This is a genomic window from Cupriavidus sp. D39, from assembly GCF_026627925.1.
In the GTDB taxonomy this organism is placed as follows: Bacteria; Pseudomonadota; Gammaproteobacteria; order Burkholderiales; family Burkholderiaceae; genus Cupriavidus; species Cupriavidus ulmosensis.
Genome location: NZ_JAPNLE010000009.1, coordinates 765,303 through 782,522 on the forward strand (window position 1 = coordinate 765,303; position 17,220 = coordinate 782,522).

A 17,220-nucleotide genomic window follows, 5' to 3' on the forward strand; every position below is an offset into this window, starting at 1 on the left:
TGTCTATGCCACGGCCACCATCGCAGTGATGTCGGCAACGGAGAAGCGATCACCGGCCACGAATGGGACTTGTTCCAGTCGGGCATCGAGATCGGCGAACAAATTCTCCACCCGCAGCTTGCTGCGCTCCGCCAGTTCAGGGATCTGCTCGTAGTCGTGGGGGCCAGCGATCGCGCGGCCTTTGAGACCTGGCGCGGCATTGCGGATTGCCTCCATGACCGCGGCGAAGCCTTCTAATTCGGTGCGCCGATCCCACATCGCCACCAGCGCCTTTTCCTTTGCCGTGTCACCGAGTAGGGGTGATTTCGGGTGAATTTCTTCGATGTACCTGCAGATCGCCGGCACTTCGCCGATTGCCGTACCGTCCTCCAGCACCAACGTCGGCACGACCCCGCGAGGGTAGATCGCCCGATATGGCTCGGAATGCTGCTCGCCCTTGCTTAGATCGACGGGAACGAGTGGTATTGACAACCCCTTCTCTGCGAGGAAGATGCGCACGCGTCGTGAGTTGGGTGAGGAAGCTGTGTGGTGGAATCTGATCAGGTCGGAGGTCATAGTTGATTTCCTTTATTGAGAATCGAGATGCTCCCGGGGCGGAGGTCGGGACCTGCGTTTTCGGAGCGCGTGGGAAGTGCAGGTTCGGTGGAATGCAGGCTCACATTCGCTGCATCAAGAGCAGCGCGATCGTTGCGAGGCTGAGCAAGGCGATCACGCCGGCGCCAAGGTCGACCGCCAGGCCTAGTCCCTCGTGCGTGGCCACGACGCACAGGCCGAGGGCGACCACGCCTAGCGAGAGATAGCCGAACAAATAAAGCGTCGAGAGCACTCCGCCGCGGTGTTGCGCATGGGTCAAGTCATTGATCAAGGTGAGACCACCCAGAAAAAGCATGGCATAGCCGATGCCCGCCATCGTCGTGGCCGCCAGGAATATCCACAGTCCGTGCCAAGCCGTGGACAGAGCCAGCAATGCCATGCCGGCCGCTGACGCGAGTGCGCCCAAGGTCATGGCAAGGCCAGGGTTTAGCCTACGCGCCACAATCCCGAGCACGCCAGACGTGACGGCGAACAACGCCAGCGCGGCGCCGTTGACCAGGGCATTCGGTGACCCCACCAAGTCACGGGCTACCTGGGCCCCGAGCGACAAGATCAACACGCCATGCGTATATGCAGTGGTCACTGCGAGCGCCGCAACTGCAAACGCGGGCCGCAAGGCGCAGGGGATGGACGGCGCCCTGGGGCGCCACTTGCAAGCCACCGGCTCACCCGCGCGACGAGGCAAGTGCCAGGCCGCGGCGAAAAGCAGTGCTATGAGGACAAACAGCACCCAGAAGCTGAGATGCAGCGGCCATGGCGCGTATTGCGTCAGCGCACCGCCTACCAGCAGCGCGGCCGCGAAACCGAAAGCTTGTGCAGCCGCCATAACGGATGCGGCGCGCTTCCCCTGCCCCTCCGAGTTGAACTCCACCATCGCAGCCGTCGAGGCGCCCGCGCTGAGGCCAACGCCGATGCCCATCAGGGCGCGACCAGCGAACAGCCACGACACGCTCGGTGCAATGGCAAACAGCAGCACACCGAGCAACGACGCGCCCAGCTCGAGCAACATCGTCGCTCGACGGCCAAAATGGTCGGAGAGATCACCGAATGCAATCAGGACAATCACTACGACGATCGGATAGACGGCGAATATCCCGGTGGTCACCGTGTGGGTCAGTTGCCACTGCTCGGCATACAGCCGATAGGTCATGGCGGGCGCCGCGCTGGTCCATAGCGTATGTGCGACCACCCCCGCCGACACCCAGAAACTGGTCCGTGGCCCCAGCTCGAATGGCCGAGAGCCGTCCGCAGGATGGTTCGACATCTGGCGCTCGATGGTCACGAAGCGGTCTTGCCGCCGTTGACTCGGATGATCTGGCCCGTAATGAAGGTCGCCTTGCCGGATGCGATGAACACGATGGCATCGGCGATTTCCTCGGGAGTTCCCGCGCGCTTCAGGGGAACACTCGCGAGGAAGGCGGCTTTCCTGTCGGCCGAGCCGGTGAGCCGGTCGAGCATGGCAGTCTGAACCGGACCCGGGGCAATGGCGTTGACCCGCACACCGGATGCCGCGCCCTCAAGCGCGGCCGATTTGGTCAGGCCCTCCACCGCGTGCTTGCTGGCGGTGTAGAGGGATGCGTTCGCCGCGCCACGCTCACCCATCGTCGATGAGATATTGACGATGCTACCGCTGCCTTGCGCGAGCATCGCACGCATCTCATGCTTCACGCAGAGCAATGTGCCTAGCACGTTGGTATCGAAAGTGGCTGCGTAGTTCTCGGGAGTCAGTTCCGTTACTGGTGCGAACTGGCCTTCAGTGCCGGCGGCGTTGACTGCCATGTCGAGTCGACCAAAGCGCGCGACAGTGTTATCGACCAGGCTGCTGACTTCGTCCTCATGACGTACGTCGGACTTGAGAAATTGCGTCTCTGCACCAAGCTTTTGAAGTTCAGCAACCAGCTTCTGGCCTTCTTCATCGTGCCGTCCGGAGACGACGACGAATGCGCCGTCACGAGCGAAAGCCAGCGCGGTAGCGCGGCCTATGCCGGTCAGTGCGCCTGTAATGAGGACAACGGGATGTGTGGACATTACTTTCTCCTGGACGGGCGCGCCCGCCATGCTGAGACAGAAACTTCAACCTGCGGTCTTGCCACCATCGACGGTGACGATCTGGCCAGTCATGAAGGACGACGCTTCGGAGGCAAGGAAGAGTACGGCGCTGGCGATGTCGCCCGGCTTGCCGACGCGGCCCAGCGGTACGGTAGCGGCCAGCGCGGCCTTGTTCTCGGGGGTGCCGGTAAAGTGGTCCAGCATGCCGGTGTCGACGGGGCCGGGGGCAACAGCGTTGACGCGCACGCCCGTGGTTGCGACTTCCAGCGCGGCCGATTTGGTGAAGCCCTCGACTGCATGCTTGCTGCCGACATAGACGGAAGCGTAGGCCGCCCCTTCATGACCGTAGGTCGAGGAGATGTTGATGATGCTGCCGCTCTTTTGGGCAGTCATCACGCGCAGTTCGTGCTTGAGGCTCAGCAGCGTGCCCAGCACGTTTGTGTCGAAGGTGGCGGCGTAGCTCTCGGCGGTCTGGTTGACAACCAGCCCCGGCTGCCCTTCCGTGCCGGCGTTGTTCACGGCCACATCGAGACGGCCGAAGCGGGCCACGGTCTGATCGACCAGGTCGCGAACCTGATCGTCGTGGCGGACGTCGGCCTGGATGAAGACGACCTCGGCACCAAGTTGCTGAAGCTCGGTTTCGAGTGCCTGCCTTCGGCCTGCCGGCGGCCAGAGACAACCAGATGAGCACCATTCCTGGCAAAGGCCAGAGCGGTGGAGCGGCCGATGCCGGTCAGGGCTCCGGTAATGAGGACTACGGGCTTGGTCATGATTCAAAAACTCCGGTGCGATATGATCTGCGGGGTATGGGAATGCGCCTTGCACTAAGATCCGAGGGCGGACAGGAGCCCCCCAATACGCTGCCACGCGGGAGAATCTACAGTCTCGCGACAAAATTGGAAAAGACTTTAAAAGCAGACTCACATACCTCCCAGGCATGGGGGTCGCGATACATGTACAATGGAACTTCGACACCTTCGGTATCTCATAGCGGTCGCCGAGACAGGTAGCCTGACGGTGGCGGCCGAGCGACGGCTGCACACCTCACAGCCATCACTGAGTCGGCAGATCCGAGACCTGGAAAATCAGGTCGGGGTCGAACTATTGAGCCGCAGCGCACGCGGCGTGGAGCTGACCGCAGCGGGCAAGGCTTTTATCGATCACGCGCGGCTGGCCCTTAGCCAGGTGGACGCTGCAGTCGAAGCGGCCCGCAGGGCCGCGCAACCAGCCAAGCAGCGGTTTGCGCTTGGGTTCCTCACCGGGCAGGAAATGACCTGGCTGCCCGAGGCCATGCACATCCTTTGCGACGAATTGTGCAATGTCGATGTCACTGTTTCCAGCGACTACTCGCCGGACCTTGCTGAAGGACTTGCACGGGGCAAGCTGGACCTGGCGCTCCTGCGCGTCGAGCCGGGCTTCGATCTCGCTTACAGGGTCGTGAGCCAGGAACCGCTTGTGGTGCTTATGCCCAGCGATCATCCGCTGACGTCACGCGACGCTATCCGCCCACAAGAGCTTATTGGCGAGCCCTTCATTGCCATGGCGAACAAGGCCAAGGTGCTACACGCGGTGATCGACGACTACCTTGATCGCTCGGGTGTTCAGATCAAGCCGACGCAAAGTGTTGACAACCCTGCGATGGTCATGTCGTTGGTGGCCTCTACACGAGGCTTGACGCTGATCCCAGCCTATGTCGAAAATCTGATGCCCCTTTCGGTAGTCAGCCGCCCCCTTGCTGGTGAGGTGCCGACGATCGACCTCGTCGTTGGCTACAGCAAGGCGAACCGTTCCCCCATCCTGAAGCTGTTCCTGTCCCGGCTGGATGAACTGATTGCTCGCGTATCAATGCGGTGACCGACAGCAAAGGCCAGGGGCAATCTCTCAAATGTCGGCCTCGGCGGCCTTCTTGAGCAGGAATTCAATAAATAGTCGGGTGCGCGCGGGAAGCTGCTTGCCGAAGCCATGCAGCGCATAAGCGGGAATGCGGGTCAGCGCGTGCTGGGGCAGGATCTGGACCAGATCTCCTGCGGCGAGGTCCTCCGCGACGGTCACCCGCAGCAGATAGGCAATGCCAGCGCCGGCAAGCGCGGCACGGCGTATGGAACCGCTGTCGTCCGTATCGAAGCGGCTCTCCAACAATAGCGTCGTTCCATCGGCGAATGCAACAGGCCATGGTTTGCCTCCCACGGCGTAACGAAGGCCCGTGTGTGACGCCAATTCCTCGACGGTTCGCGGTAAACCATGTTTTCGGATGTAGCTCGGAGAAGCCACCATCACCCAGTTCAAGTCGGTGATCTTGCGGCTGATCAGTTCGCTGTCGTTGAGCGCGCCCATCCGTACGGCGACGTCGTAGCCTTCGCGGATGATATCCACGAAACGATCGGTCACCTGGAGCTCGATCTTCACGTCAGGGTAATGCGCGAGAAACTCGGCGGCCCAGCAGGCGATGAGCATGCGCCCGAACTCCTGAGGAGCCGATACGCGCAGCAGGCCCTGAACGCTGGCGGCTCCCACCGCGATATCGTCTGCCTCGTCTATAGCTCGCAGCAAGGGGGCCACTCGCTCGTAATAGGCCTGGCCCTCGGCGGTCAGACTGAGCGTACGCGTCGAGCGCTGGAAAAGTCGTACACCCAGTCGACTCTCCAGCCGCGCCACGCTCTTTGATACCGCAGACTGGCTAGACCCGAGCACGCGGCTACCTGCGCTGAAGGATCCTTCTTCAGCCGTTCGAACAAACGCAACCAGGCCGGTGGTCTTTTCCAGGATTGTCGTCAACTTACCCTCCGAAGCGTCACATGGTCTTGATATGGCGAGCCCGATTGCCCACCATACCATCCCCTGGCTCGGCCGTTACCCAGATCTAGACGACTGTGAGACCCGCCACGACACGGGACGCTTCTCTCGGATCGACGCCGCGATGCTCGGGGTCTTGTTCATCGGAGCCGCCTCTTACACCAGGCTTTGCCGCTCGGCCTAGCGCCGCCCGGCCCGCCATGAGTTCCTGCGCGACCTCGGCCACCCGTTCACCGAGTAGAAACGCAGTGCGAATGTCGGACGATGGGGGCGCGACGTCGCCGCCTTGGTCCATGTTGGCCTGCGCCGCCATACCCAAGGTGTAGCTGTCGCGGTTGAGGATATCCTCGTTGGTATAGGAGCGATTATTACCATAGTTCAGGCCAAGATTTACCCAGTGCATCTGGTGCTGGGCGGCAAAAGTCACCAGTTGGACGAGAGAATTTTGCTTGTCGCCGCCACGCGATGCACCATTGGTGAAGCCCGCCGCGATCTTATTGGCCCAGCGCTTTTCGACATACTGCAGATGCGACGTCGCATCCATAAAGGCTTTAAAGGGTGCGGACAGACTGCCCATGTAGGTTGGTGCCCCCATGATGATGGCATCTGCGTTGTCGAGCAGGCTCCAATCGAGGTGCGCCTCTTCGGCTTTGACGAGATCAACGGCAACACCGTTTACGCTGGCTGCGCCCTGGGCCACCGCCTGGGCGACTTTCACGGTATGTCCGTATCCGCTGTGATAGAGCACGGCCACTTTAGTGGAATATGACATCTGAACCTCCCAATTCATCTTTGAACGGTCGCGGATGCGCCGTGAACTCATGGTAGGTTGAAGCGTCGGTCCCAGTTACCCCCCAGCGTAATGGCACTCATGCCCATTGTTCGCAAATTACCCCGGAAGCCTGAGTCATTTGTAGGTGCCTGCTGTGCCCACTCAAGTTGGCCGCAAAGAATCTTTGGACTCTGTCTCTGCGGCATCGCAGCAGCAGCCCTCTTCCGGAGACGCATGCTGCCGCTGCTCGATCACTCGAATTCGCTGCTCGAGATCGGTCACGTTGCAGGCTTGCGCAAGGTACTCATTGATCTCGCTGATGCACAGCGAATCGCGTGTGCTCGCGAACCAACTGGACAGCCTCGGAAAGAGGCATTGCAGCGCTTGCGCCCGGCGAGCGGCGAGATGCGGATTCGGGATGAATACGGACCCGAAGGCTTCCTCCGGCGTGCTGCTGCGAACCGCGGTGTTCTTGCGCGTTGACGGGGTGGTCGGCGTCGAAGACTGGCGCCGGAAAAGGCCGGTCAGCTTATTCAGTGTCCAACTAAGCATGGTTGACTCCAGATTTCGGACTGGGCAAATCTCCCCGCCCGAACAACCTTGCCGGCGTCCTCACGCCGACCGGCAGCGACCGCACCGCCAGGAAGAATCTAGAGATTCACGACCCGAAAGAAAAAGACTTTGTAGGCCGGTGGGCATACCTTCCGGGCATGGGGCAGCTCTGGCGTTGAGGCACCTTCGCTATTCCCGAGTCGTGGTCGGAAAGGGCGACCTATGGAACCAGCTTCATTTCACGCAGCCGCAGGAGTTGTCGGCGAAGACTGTCATGCGTGTCGATGACTTCGGTAAAGCCGGCTTGGGTCAGCTTGATCGTGCTGAGGACGATGTCTTCCTCCCAATTCAGGCACGCGTCAAGGAATCCCCAGTTTGCGATCTGCTCGTATGGCGTGTGGACCAGTTCGTATTTATCAACAAGCCTTTCCCACACTGGCTTCATGGACTCCATTTGCGTGGCGAGATTCATTGGCTGCGGCTCGCCCGTCTCCATGCCATAGACCTCTGAGATCACGCCCCACATATGACGCCAGCGGAACGAGTCACCGTTGGTGATGTTGAACACCTGATTGCGCGCGCCTTCGGCATCCAGAGCCCAGAGCGAAGCGCGGCCGGACAACTGGGCATCCATGGTTTGATGCAATGCCGACCATGTGCCCCAACTCCCCGGGAAGCGGAGCGGAGCGCCGAGTTCCCTGCAGATGGCGGCAAAGGTGGCGAGCCCGGTCACCAGATTCATGGGCGAGGCGATGCTGGGGCCAAATACCATGTGTGGGCGAAGCACCGTCCAGGTCGCACCGTGGCGCTCCGCCCACTCAGCCAAAAGATCCTCCTGCTGGTGATAGAAGATGGGTGCAGCGAGGCGGGGGTCGCCCTCTCGAGCCGGAGTCTTCATCGAACCCAGGTGGAAACCATAAGATTTGGCGCCGCCCATCAATACAACGTTACCCACCGGCACATCTCGAGCCGAGAGCGCTTCGAGGGTGTTTTGCAGGATCGCGATGTTGGCGTTGATCGACTTTTCCATGCTGCCGCCATCGACATAGGCCGCGAACGCCAGGTCGATCTTCCCGTCGATGCCCGCCAACGCGGCACGCGTAGCGTTGCCATCAAGCAGGTCGACAGACAGGCTGAGCGGAGCTTGGTGGCCGGCAAAATGGTGCGAGGGAGGGGCGCGGCGAGCGGCGGTGATGACCCGCCGCCCTGAATCTGCGAGAGCGGCGTCGGTGATGCCCGTGCCGAGTACACCGTAGGCGCCGGTGATGAGCAGGTTGCGCGGTACAGCTTCGTTGGTTCTCATTAGGGAAATCCTTGAATATCAGGGAGATAGCCGCTGTTTAAACGGAGCGTGCCATCAGCCTATGCCCCATGAGGTTCGTCAGCTACGGGGTACCTGGAACAGCAGCTATGCCTGAATGTCGTCGTGCCTGACGGCAAAGCCGGAGACGGCAACCGTTCAACTGCTGGACGTGGCGGACTTCTTGAGCGGAAATTCAATAAATGATCGGGAGCCGGGAATCTACCTGCCGAAGGCGTGCAGCGCATAAGCGGGAATGCGGATCAAGAGCGCTGCAGGCACGCTCGCCGGTGGCTCGATCTCGGACATCTTTGTCCCATATATTCGGAACCCCAGCCTCTTTTTAGTATTCGGATCTGTCCATACACTCTCCTCAAGGAAAGCCTGCTGTTCACCGAAATTCATCGGCAACTCATCCTCGAGGAAATCATGTTCAGACTTCATTCCCCCGTCAAAGTAGGTCCCTACGAACTCTCCCACCGCGTGGTGCTGGCGCCGCTCACCCGCATGCGCGCCGAGGAAGGTGCGCGGCCCGGCCCGCTGATGGCCGAGTACTACGCCCAGCGCGCTTCCGCAGGCGGCTTACTGATCAGCGAATGTGCCATCGCCGCACGCAACGGCAACGGCTACCTCGGAGCACCTGGCCTGTACGACGACATCCAGATTCCCGGCTGGAAGCTGGTGACCGACGCCGTGCACGCCAAAGGCGGCCGCATCTTCCTGCAGCTCTACCATGCCGGGCGCCAGTCCAACAGCCAGTTGCAGCCGAACGGCGCTCAGCCGGCGGCGCCATCGGCAGTCCCGCATGGCGGGGTCGCCTACACCGAATCGGGCTGGGTTCCGAACACACCGAGCCGCGCGCTGACCCTCCCGGAGATCGCCGATTTGATCGAGAGCTTCCGCACAGCAGCCATCCGCGGCAAGCAGGCCGGCTTCGACGGCGTTGAAATGCACGCCGCCAATGGCTACCTGTTCGATCAGTTCCTGCAGGACGGGAGCAACAAGCGCACCGATATCTACGGCGGCTCGTTCGAGAACCGGGCCCGCTTCCTGATCGAGGTCACCCAGGCCGTCATCTCGGTTTGGGGTAGCGAACGCGTGGCTGTGCGCCTCGGCCCCAGCGGCACCTGGGGCGATATGTCCGACAGCAACCCGGAAGGACTGTTCACCTACGTGGCGCAGGAATTAGCCGGGCTCAACCTGGCATACCTGCACCTGATCGAGCCACGTGTGTTTGGCAATGTCGACGATGAGAGCAAAGACCCGAACCCGGTCGCGGCACAGCTGATTCGCAAGCATTACAAGGGCACTATCATCGCCGCCGGCGGATTCAAGGGCCACACCGCGGAAGCCGTTCTGCAGGCGGGTGACGCCGATCTCGTCGCATTCGGTCGCGACTTCATCGCCAATCCCGATCTGCCCGCGCGCCTGCGCCACAAGCTGCCACTGAATCCGTACGACCGTCAAACCTTTTTTGGCGGCACAGAAGTCGGTTACACCGACTATCCGTTCTATCGCAACGACATGGTATCCGCGTAAACGAAGCATCCCTTCAATATCATCGGCGGGGAAATCGGAATCCCCGACCTTAAATTGGTCAAGTTTACGGCGAGCGACTTCAAACAGGTCCTTCTTGGCTCCGGGTTCGCCGAGGGCGCGGCCAACGACTACGTCGAGATGTTCGATACTCTCGACAAGGGCCTACTGTTCGAGCACATTCAAGAAACCAAGCCCAAAATGGCGGGGCTTTCCATCGAGGCGTTCGCAAAGCAGTTCGCCACTGCCTATCGCTAGAACGTTATACCTGCTCTGGCTATCCCCAAGGCAGGTATCGCTGGCCGGCCACTGTACACCCATCGCTCTCATCAATGATGACGCCATGAGAAATCGAACATGATCAAAGTCAGCGTGATGTACGCCAATGAGCTTGGTGCCCGTTTTGATCACACTTATTATCGCGACAAGCATATGCCGCTGGTACAGGCGCGCCTGGGTGATGCCTGCAAATACTACACGATAGACAAGGGGCATTTCAGCCGCCAACGCCGGCAATACCGCCGCCTATGTGGCGATGTGTCATATCTTCAGTGTCATATCTTCAGTGAGTCGGTCGAAGCCTTCGAGACTGGGCTCGGACCTCATGCTGAAGAATTCAACGCAGCCATGCGAAGAGCATGGCTGCCTTCGACTTCACCATGGGCCCCGCGGCGCAGTAGCTTGCTCGTGTCTAGATCTGCAAATTCCGGCTGATATAGTCGAAAAAACACGCAGCTTGGGTGAGGCGTAACGGCTCGCCGGCCGCAAGAGCCATAAGGTAACGATCTGGTCTATGAAATCATCGAGTACGATCTGCAACGCACCACTCGCCAGCGCATCCCGCACCAGGAAGGTTGGCAGGAAGGCCAAGCCCTTATCCTGAAGTGCCAGAAAACCCAGGACTTCAATCGTGTTGCTGACGAAGGTTTGCGGCAGTTCCGGTTCCGCTTCCGAGGCAGCGAGCTGGAATGGCCAGCGTTCCAGCTTGCCGGTAGCTGGAAATCTATGTAGCAAACAGGCGTGCCGAACGAGTTCGGACGGATGTGCGGGGACGCCCTGCCGCTGGAGGTAGCCGGGCGAGGCGACCAGCACCTGGCCGCAGGAACCCAGACGGCGCGACACCAGTCTTGAGTCGTGCTGCTCGCCCGTGCGAATGACCGCATCGAAGCCCTCCTCTACGACATCCACCATCCGATCGGAGAGATCGACATCCAGCTCGATTTCTGGGTATTGCGCCATGAAGCCGTCCAGCGCCGGTATGATCAACCCTGACAATTGCGGCGTGCTGATCCGTAGCCTGCCGCGCGGACTGCGGGCGGCATCAGACAGTTCGGCCACCGCCGCTTCGGCTTCGCCCAGGATGCGGCGGCATCGCTCCAGGAACAAGGAACCTTCGGCCGTAAGCGTGATGCTGCGCGTGCTGCGGTGAAACAGCTGCACCCCCAGGCGCTCCTCGGTGCGCGCGACGCTCTTGCCGACAGCTGAAGACGATACGCCGAGCAGCCGTCCCGCCTCCGTAAAACTGCGGGTTTCCGCCACCTGCACAAACGTCGAAATCCCACTGAGGCTATCCATTAGACTTCCGGACACCCGGTCCAAAGCCGTGCAAACAGAACACGCTTGAATCGATTTACCGGCTCGGGGCTTCTCCGCACTTTCGCCACCAGGAATGCGCCTTGAAGCGACGACAAAACGAATCCCGCAAGGTCTTCGATATCAGTGTCGGGAGGAAGCTCACCTGCCTCCACAGCCGCCCAAAGGCAGTAGGCAATGGATCTCTCATCGTCGGCGAATGCTCGTACCACTCGATCGACGATTTCATCGCTGTGTTCGTTGGCTTCTGCGCTGATGTTTCCACAGAGGCAGCCATCACACATTTGATTCTGGTTGAGAAAGTCGCGAGCGCTGTCGATGTAGGCAGACAGCCTGTCGAGCGGGCGCAACTGGTCATTGAGCAAAGTTGCTTGCACCTCCGCTTCTGAGCGGCTTCTATAGCGCTCCAACACCTCCAAACCGAAAGCGTCCTTGGAAGGAAAGTGGTTGGTAAATGATCCCAAAGGCACACCTGCAGCGGTTGCTATGTCCCGAACACTGGTCGCAGACAACCCGTGCTTATGAACCACCCGCGCGCCCTCAATAAGGAGCTTTTCCCTGTTGTTGAGCCTATTCATTAGCCTAATTTAGTCGTACATCTTTTTGATATCAAACTCGGGGGCTTGCTCTACGCTCCCCAACGCACTTTTGAGCCAGAGGGTTATAAGGGCTTGCACGGGCGTTGAGCGAGCGTGGTTTGGCCGACGCGCGCCTCACGCGTCGCATCCATGAGAGTTTCGAACTCAGTGACCGAACCCTACGGCAGCCCGCGGACTTGCATGACCTGCGGGCTGCCAGCGAGTCATGCGTAGCCCGGCTGAACCAGCCCACCAACCTGCAAGCCCGACGCAGGCACTGTATGCCGCCCAATGACGATTCGACAAGACTGGAAAACCACATCGCCCCGACCCACCTCTAGCATGCGTTCAAAGCAGACGCGCCAACCAGACCAGAAGCGGGTCACAGACTTCATCTACATCTCGACGGCCGAGGGCTGGTCAAACGCAGCTGCAGTAATGGACCTCTATTCACGTCGCGATGTTGGCCGGGCCATGACCGGAACGCTAGCCTACTCCAGTTTGAACAACGCTTAAAGGGGCAAGCAAAGCGTCCTGGAAACTGCCGGAAGCTCTCATCAAATCCTGCAAGCCAAGCCGCGCGTGGCGCGACTTGCTTCTTCTCGAGAAGACTGATCTGTTCAGCGCAGCCCTAACCCCCGCTTAGACAGCGCTATGCCCGCCATCAACGTTAAGGCTATGGCCAGTAATAAACCTAGCTTCGTCCGAGGCGATGAACACGATTCCATCGGCGACCTCCTCCGAACGACCAAGTCGAGCAAGCGGTACTCCCTCGACGAGGATTGCCTTGTTCTCGTCTGTGCCGGTGAAGCGGGTTAACATCCCGGTGTCGGTGGGACCAGGAGAAACGCAGTTCACACGAATCCCAGAGCTCGCGAGTTCAAGCGCAGCGGATTTTGTGATCCCTTCTACCGCATGCTTAGCGGCAACATAGACCGACGCGAATGCTGCTCCCTTGTGACCATAGGTCGACGAGATGTTGATAATGTTGCCCTTGTTGTTGCCACCGTTGGCTTGCATCGCAAGGATTTCGTGCTTCATACTGAGCAGCACGCCAACGACATTCGTGTCGAACGTTGCAGCAACACTTTCCGCAGTCTGGTCTGTAATCGGCCCAACTTGCCCTTCGGTCGCGGCATTGTTCACAGCAATGTCCAGTTTGCCAAATCGTGTAATCATCTTTGCCACCAGGTTCTTCACTTCCTCTTCATTCCGAACATCCGCGTGGATGTATTCGGCCTCTGCGCCTATTTTTTTGAGCTCGTGTGCAAGCGCGTAGCCTGCCTCCTCACGCCGGCCAGACACAACCACTCGCGCCCCTTTTCTAGCGAAAGCGAATGCGGCCGCTCGGCCGATGCCTGTAAGGGCTCCCGTGATGAGAACGACTTGGTTTTTCATTTTAGTTCCTTATATCTGACTAGGTTACATGTATGAACGTACAGCGTGAAATACGAGGAGCCACGATACGTACATCCAACAACGGGATTCCCGGGCGGTGCGAAGTAACCGGTTACGAATCATCCGCTGCTGGGTTTCTGAGAGGTGGCATTGCAATGGGTCACATGGCTACATCGTTATAGAAAGGCAGGTCGGAATAGCCGCGACGATCTCCGCCGTAAAAATAATCACGATCGTAATTGGCAATCGGTAGCCCTCGCTGAAGACGTTTAACCCATTTCCTTATACAGAAGTCATGACTCTTCCCGCAGTGCTTGAATGGTGAGGGCCGCGTCCATGGTTCGCTGCATACCGATCCAGATCGTCTTAGCGCCGGGCTCGCCATCGCTCTTGCGCCCAAGGAACCCACCCAGGGAAGCAACCAGCCGAATCATCTGATTGAGCGTGACCGGTGTCTTCGGGCGAGCTTTCTTGGCAAGCACGTATGCTCCCCGAATTTCGTCGGCGTCGAAGAACACGGACGCATCCAGATCCGGGCAGGTTCTGCCCAACCGCATCAAGCGGGCAATGCGCCACGCCACCACCATATACAACGCCAAGGCCCGCTCCACACGATCCATGTGCGATAGCTGTAGCGCTTCGACCTTGCAGCCAGTCTTCAGGACATGGAAGAACATCTCAATCTCCCACCTGGCCCGATACCATTCAACCAGCTCGATGACCGCATCGGCATCCTGTGCTTCACGGTTCGTCAACAGCCGCCAAACCACTGGCTTGACGCCTGCGGGCGCTCCGATCTCCCTTGCCTCTACACAGGTGAGCTCCGCGCCGACCAGACCCGGCAGCTTCACACGTTTTGCGCGTAGCTCCTGTTTGACCTCGCGCGCCTTCTGGCCTGCACGCCCCGGCAAGATAAAGGTGATTTCCCCAAGTACCGGGCTGGCTCCGACGCTATCCCACAACTTGCCGCCCTCGGCAAGGTTGCGGTTGTGTTGGCTGCGGATCAGCCAGTCGGCCGGCCGGCCAAGTTCCTGGGCGCGCGCCATCAACTCGGCGATATCACCCTCGCGGTCCGTCACATACACCAGCCGCGTCTGGGGCAATAGCACGGCTTGCTCCGCAACCCGTTCATACCCTTCAATCCAGCGTACGCTTTCCTTGATCCCGCCGCGGTTTCCGTCGGCGTCCTTTGGCTCGCGAGCCCACATCCAGGCATCGATCACCCCAAGCGGTTCACGGTCAGGCGTCACCGCGTAGGTCGGATGCAAAAACATGCCCCGCTGGGCTTCGTAGCTCAGCGGCCCCAGCCCCTCCATTTCCTGCCCATTGAAGTTCAGCTCGGTCGAATCAGCGATGCACAGCACCACCGGAAACTGCGCGGCCCTCGCTGCAGTGCGCTCCCAATGGGGCTGCATCACGTCCCGCCAGTCGATCTGCTCATTGCCGAGAAACCGATACGCCCCAATGGTTTGCGACCAGTCATCGCATGCGCCAGGGATGCTCGCCGTAGGCATGGCCGCAAACCGCTTGAGCAACTCCTTGGCGCGCCGATCCCGCCGCGGATCACCAAGATCCAGACTCTCAAATTCCTCGTCCACCCATGCCCCCGACTCGTTGCCCATTGCAGCCTGAAAATGCAAGAGTAAACGCGAGTCTGGCGAAGTTAACAACCCCTTACGTCGAAATTTCCGCGGCCTCAGGCTCCATGCCCCGCTGCGGGGACGGTCCTACTTCTGTATAAGGAGATGCGTTTAACCAGGTCGGGATTTGATGTGAAATAGCGACCAAATGCCACGGCATCGGCGTCTCCGCGCTCTAGGATTTCATTTGCCGTATCGCTAACAAAGCCACCCGCAGCGATGATCGGACCACGGAAAATCTTGCGCAAAGATGCCGCAGCAACAGGCGCTTGAGTGCTCGGATCCTCGTTGTCATGGTCGCCGACAATGCGCGGCTCGATGATGTGCAAATAGGCTAGATTGAAACGATTCAGTTGTTCAGCAACATAACCAAATATCGCTTGCGGATTGCTATCCAAAACATCACCGTGCTTGCCACTTGGCGAAATGCGAACCGCGACGCGGTCGCCGCCCCAAACATCGACAATCGCCTCGACTATTTCAATTAGAAAACGTGCCCTATTCTCTACCGAACCACCGTACGCGTCGGTTCGTTTGTTAACGCCATCGAGGAGAAACTGATCGATCAAGTAACCGTTCGCGGCATGTAACTCGACACCATCAACTCCAGCAGCCTTAGCGTTCTTTGCCCCTCTGCGGAACTGGTCGACAAGGCCGGGAATTTCCTCAATCCCAATCTCTCGATGCGGTGACGCCCGGAAAACGCCCCTGGGTGTGATAGCGACACCGTTGAAAGGCACTACCGATGGCGCCAAGGGTGTTGCGCCGTCCGTAAGATCTATGTGGGCCATACGGCCGCCGTGCCATAACTGGGTAAAGAAGACGCCACCTTTCTGGTGCACCGCGTCAGCCACTCTTTTCCAGCCGGCAGTCTGCTCGTCAGACCAGATGCCAGGGCTGCGGTAATAGACGCGGCCCCCGATTCCGACAGCCGGTCCTTCCGAGATGAGAAGACCGCCAGGAGTGGCCCGCTGTGAATAATATTCGACCATCAGATCACCGGGGACATCCCCATCGTCCGATCGCATTCGGGTCATAGGCGCGTGCACCACACGATGGGACAGGTTAATAGCACCGAGTTTTACGGGAGAGAAGAGTTTTGTCATGTTGCAGCGCAGCGATGCGCGAATGAGTAGATCGGCCCGCGCCCTCATTTTTGAAGTCGCTGGCCGGCCTCGCTCTGGCTAGATACACCCCAGGAAACGACTGAGGTACGACGTAGTGATTTGGCCCCTAGAAATACGGTGTACGTCCATCTTTTACGTAGGCGATGACGCGATCAACATCGACTCGCCATGTGGCCAATGTAGGCGTCCGTAGCGCACATGGAAAATACTTTGTAAGCTGGGGGTATACCTTTCAGGCATGGAATGGCTATGGAATTGAGGCATTTACGGTATTTCGTTGCCGTGGTCGAGGAAGGCAGCCTGACGACGGCCGCCGAGCTCCGGCTGCACATCTCCCAGCCTTCGCTGAGCCGGCAGATTCGCGACCTGGAGTATCAGGTCGGGGCCGAGTTGCTGTCTCGCAGCGTTCATGGCGTCGAGCTCACCGCCGCAGGCAAGGCCTTTCTGGACCATGCCCGTCTGGCGCTGGCGCAGGTGGATGCCGCGGTGGAAGCGGCGCGCAGGGCCACGCAGCCCGCAAGGACGACGTTCGCCATCGGCTTCCAGACCGGTCACGAGATGAACTGGCTGCCGCGGGCCATGTATGTGCTGCGCGACGAACTGGAGAACATCCAGGTCACGGTATCGAGCGACTATTCGCCAGACCTCGCCGAGGCGCTCGTCCGCGGCCGGCTCGACGTGGCCTTCCTGCGCGCTGAGCCGGCCTTCGACCTGGACTACGAGGTGGTGGACCACGAACCGCTGATCGTCCTGATGCCGAGCGACCATCGCCTCACCAGCCGCAAAGCGATTCACCCGCGGGAATTCATCGGCGAGATCTTCATCGGCGGTTCGAACAAAGCCACATTGCTGCGCGCCGTGACCGAGGACTATCTGCGCCGCTCCGGCCTGGACATCAAACTGGATCATGGGGTGGACAACATGGCTATGGCCATTTCCCTAGTTGCGTCGACCCGCGGGTTGGCGCTGATGCCCGCCTATGCGAAGAATCTGCTGCCGCAGTCCGTGGTCAGCCGTCCGCTGGAGGGCGAAGGGCCAACGATCGATCTGGCCGTGGGTTACAGCAAGGCGAACACTTCGCCGATTCTCAAGCTGTTCCTCTCCAGGCTTGAAGAGCTGCGGGCACCGATGCCCGAAAAGGAGAATTGAATGCTTGCGGCCGGCATCAATCGAGCCCCTTTGCGACGAAGTCTGCCTGATCGGCCCTTTGCCCTCGTTGCCGCCCGGGCCCCGGCCTTGCAGGATCTCGCCCGCCAAAAAGTTGCACGAATTCGAAGGCGTTTATCGC

Annotated in this window: 18 protein-coding genes and 1 pseudogene; 6 read left to right on the top strand and 13 right to left on the bottom strand. The window is 59.8% G+C overall.

Features of this window, described 5'->3' with window-relative positions; translation table 11 throughout:
- Positions 1 to 3: 3 nt before the first annotated feature.
- The 4 genes and pseudogenes from OMK73_RS15230 to OMK73_RS15245 all read right to left on the bottom strand — a co-directional run bounded on the left by OMK73_RS15230 (position 4) and on the right by OMK73_RS15245 (position 3,413).
- Positions 4 to 555 carry a glutathione S-transferase family protein gene (locus OMK73_RS15230; RefSeq protein WP_267602771.1) on the bottom strand — a complete coding sequence of 184 codons (552 nt, stop codon included), beginning with the start codon at positions 553 to 555 and terminating at the stop codon, positions 4 to 6.
- A gap of 100 nt (positions 556 to 655) precedes the next feature.
- Positions 656 to 1,858 (bottom strand): MFS transporter, encoded by a 1,203-nt coding sequence (locus tag OMK73_RS15235; protein ID WP_267602772.1) that lies wholly within the window; start codon positions 1,856 to 1,858, stop codon positions 656 to 658.
- A 14-nt stretch (positions 1,859 to 1,872) separates the two neighbouring features.
- A complete protein-coding gene (locus OMK73_RS15240) occupies positions 1,873 to 2,622 on the bottom strand; it encodes an SDR family NAD(P)-dependent oxidoreductase (protein ID WP_267602773.1) in 750 nt (249 codons plus the stop codon).
- 45 nt (positions 2,623 to 2,667) lie between these two features.
- Positions 2,668 to 3,413, bottom strand: a pseudogene (locus OMK73_RS15245) (SDR family NAD(P)-dependent oxidoreductase).
- A gap of 190 nt (positions 3,414 to 3,603) precedes the next feature.
- Here OMK73_RS15245 and OMK73_RS15250 point away from each other — a divergent pair.
- Positions 3,604 to 4,497 carry a LysR family transcriptional regulator gene (locus OMK73_RS15250; protein WP_267602774.1) on the top strand — a complete coding sequence of 298 codons (894 nt, stop codon included), beginning with the start codon at positions 3,604 to 3,606 and terminating at the stop codon, positions 4,495 to 4,497.
- 27 nt (positions 4,498 to 4,524) lie between these two features.
- Here OMK73_RS15250 and OMK73_RS15255 read toward each other — a convergent pair whose 3' ends face one another.
- Positions 4,525 to 5,418 (bottom strand): LysR family transcriptional regulator, encoded by an 894-nt coding sequence (locus OMK73_RS15255; RefSeq protein WP_267602775.1) that lies wholly within the window; start codon positions 5,416 to 5,418, stop codon positions 4,525 to 4,527.
- 85 nt (positions 5,419 to 5,503) lie between these two features.
- Positions 5,504 to 6,208 carry a flavodoxin family protein gene (locus OMK73_RS15260; RefSeq protein WP_267602776.1) on the bottom strand — a complete coding sequence of 235 codons (705 nt, stop codon included), beginning with the start codon at positions 6,206 to 6,208 and terminating at the stop codon, positions 5,504 to 5,506.
- A gap of 234 nt (positions 6,209 to 6,442) precedes the next feature.
- On the opposite strand from OMK73_RS15260, the gene OMK73_RS15265 reads away from it, so the two are divergent.
- Positions 6,443 to 6,691, top strand: a complete 249-nt coding sequence (locus OMK73_RS15265; protein WP_267602777.1) for a hypothetical protein — start codon at positions 6,443 to 6,445, stop codon at positions 6,689 to 6,691.
- A gap of 289 nt (positions 6,692 to 6,980) precedes the next feature.
- Here the strand turns inward: OMK73_RS15265 and OMK73_RS15270 are convergent, their stop codons facing one another.
- Together OMK73_RS15270 and OMK73_RS15275 are read right to left on the bottom strand one after the other, a co-directional pair.
- Positions 6,981 to 8,063 (bottom strand): SDR family oxidoreductase, encoded by a 1,083-nt coding sequence (locus OMK73_RS15270; RefSeq protein ID WP_267602778.1) that lies wholly within the window; start codon positions 8,061 to 8,063, stop codon positions 6,981 to 6,983.
- Positions 8,064 to 8,282: 219 nt separating this feature from the next.
- Positions 8,283 to 8,504 carry a hypothetical protein gene (locus OMK73_RS15275; RefSeq protein WP_267606650.1) on the bottom strand — a complete coding sequence of 74 codons (222 nt, stop codon included), beginning with the start codon at positions 8,502 to 8,504 and terminating at the stop codon, positions 8,283 to 8,285.
- Between OMK73_RS15275 and OMK73_RS15280 the strand changes: the two genes are divergently transcribed.
- The 3 genes from OMK73_RS15280 (at position 8,490) to OMK73_RS15290 (ending at position 10,310) form a co-directional block, all read left to right on the top strand.
- The gene (locus OMK73_RS15280; RefSeq protein ID WP_267606391.1) at positions 8,490 to 9,599 is read left to right on the top strand and encodes an alkene reductase; all 1,110 of its coding nucleotides are present in this window, start codon (positions 8,490 to 8,492) and stop codon (positions 9,597 to 9,599) included. The genes OMK73_RS15275 and OMK73_RS15280 overlap by 15 nt on opposite strands.
- 54 nt (positions 9,600 to 9,653) lie before the next feature.
- Positions 9,654 to 9,854 (top strand): hypothetical protein, encoded by a 201-nt coding sequence (locus OMK73_RS15285; RefSeq protein WP_267602779.1) that lies wholly within the window; start codon positions 9,654 to 9,656, stop codon positions 9,852 to 9,854.
- A gap of 99 nt (positions 9,855 to 9,953) precedes the next feature.
- On the top strand, positions 9,954 to 10,310 hold the full coding sequence (locus OMK73_RS15290; protein ID WP_267602780.1) for an EthD family reductase: 357 nt from the start codon (positions 9,954 to 9,956) through the stop codon (positions 10,308 to 10,310).
- Here the strand turns inward: OMK73_RS15290 and OMK73_RS15295 are convergent.
- From OMK73_RS15295 to OMK73_RS15320, 5 genes are all read right to left on the bottom strand, one after another.
- Positions 10,251 to 11,171, bottom strand: a complete 921-nt coding sequence (locus OMK73_RS15295) for a LysR substrate-binding domain-containing protein (protein WP_267602781.1) — start codon at positions 11,169 to 11,171, stop codon at positions 10,251 to 10,253. The two genes, OMK73_RS15290 and OMK73_RS15295, sit on opposite strands and share 60 nt — an antisense overlap.
- The gene (locus OMK73_RS15300) at positions 11,171 to 11,767 is read right to left on the bottom strand and encodes a TetR/AcrR family transcriptional regulator (protein ID WP_267602782.1); all 597 of its coding nucleotides are present in this window, start codon (positions 11,765 to 11,767) and stop codon (positions 11,171 to 11,173) included. The genes OMK73_RS15295 and OMK73_RS15300 overlap by 1 nt, the downstream gene beginning before the upstream one ends.
- Before the next feature lie 642 nt (positions 11,768 to 12,409).
- Positions 12,410 to 13,165 (bottom strand): SDR family NAD(P)-dependent oxidoreductase, encoded by a 756-nt coding sequence (locus OMK73_RS15310; protein WP_267602783.1) that lies wholly within the window; start codon positions 13,163 to 13,165, stop codon positions 12,410 to 12,412.
- Between the two features lie 293 nt (positions 13,166 to 13,458).
- A complete protein-coding gene (locus OMK73_RS15315) occupies positions 13,459 to 14,787 on the bottom strand; it encodes an IS4 family transposase (protein WP_267602784.1) in 1,329 nt (442 codons plus the stop codon).
- A 74-nt stretch (positions 14,788 to 14,861) separates the two neighbouring features.
- Positions 14,862 to 15,911 (bottom strand): alkene reductase, encoded by a 1,050-nt coding sequence (locus OMK73_RS15320; RefSeq protein WP_267602785.1) that lies wholly within the window; start codon positions 15,909 to 15,911, stop codon positions 14,862 to 14,864.
- A 270-nt stretch (positions 15,912 to 16,181) separates the two neighbouring features.
- Between OMK73_RS15320 and OMK73_RS15325 the strand changes: the two genes are divergently transcribed.
- The gene (locus OMK73_RS15325; protein WP_267602786.1) at positions 16,182 to 17,081 is read left to right on the top strand and encodes a LysR substrate-binding domain-containing protein; all 900 of its coding nucleotides are present in this window, start codon (positions 16,182 to 16,184) and stop codon (positions 17,079 to 17,081) included.
- The last annotated feature ends 139 nt before the right edge of the window (positions 17,082 to 17,220 follow it).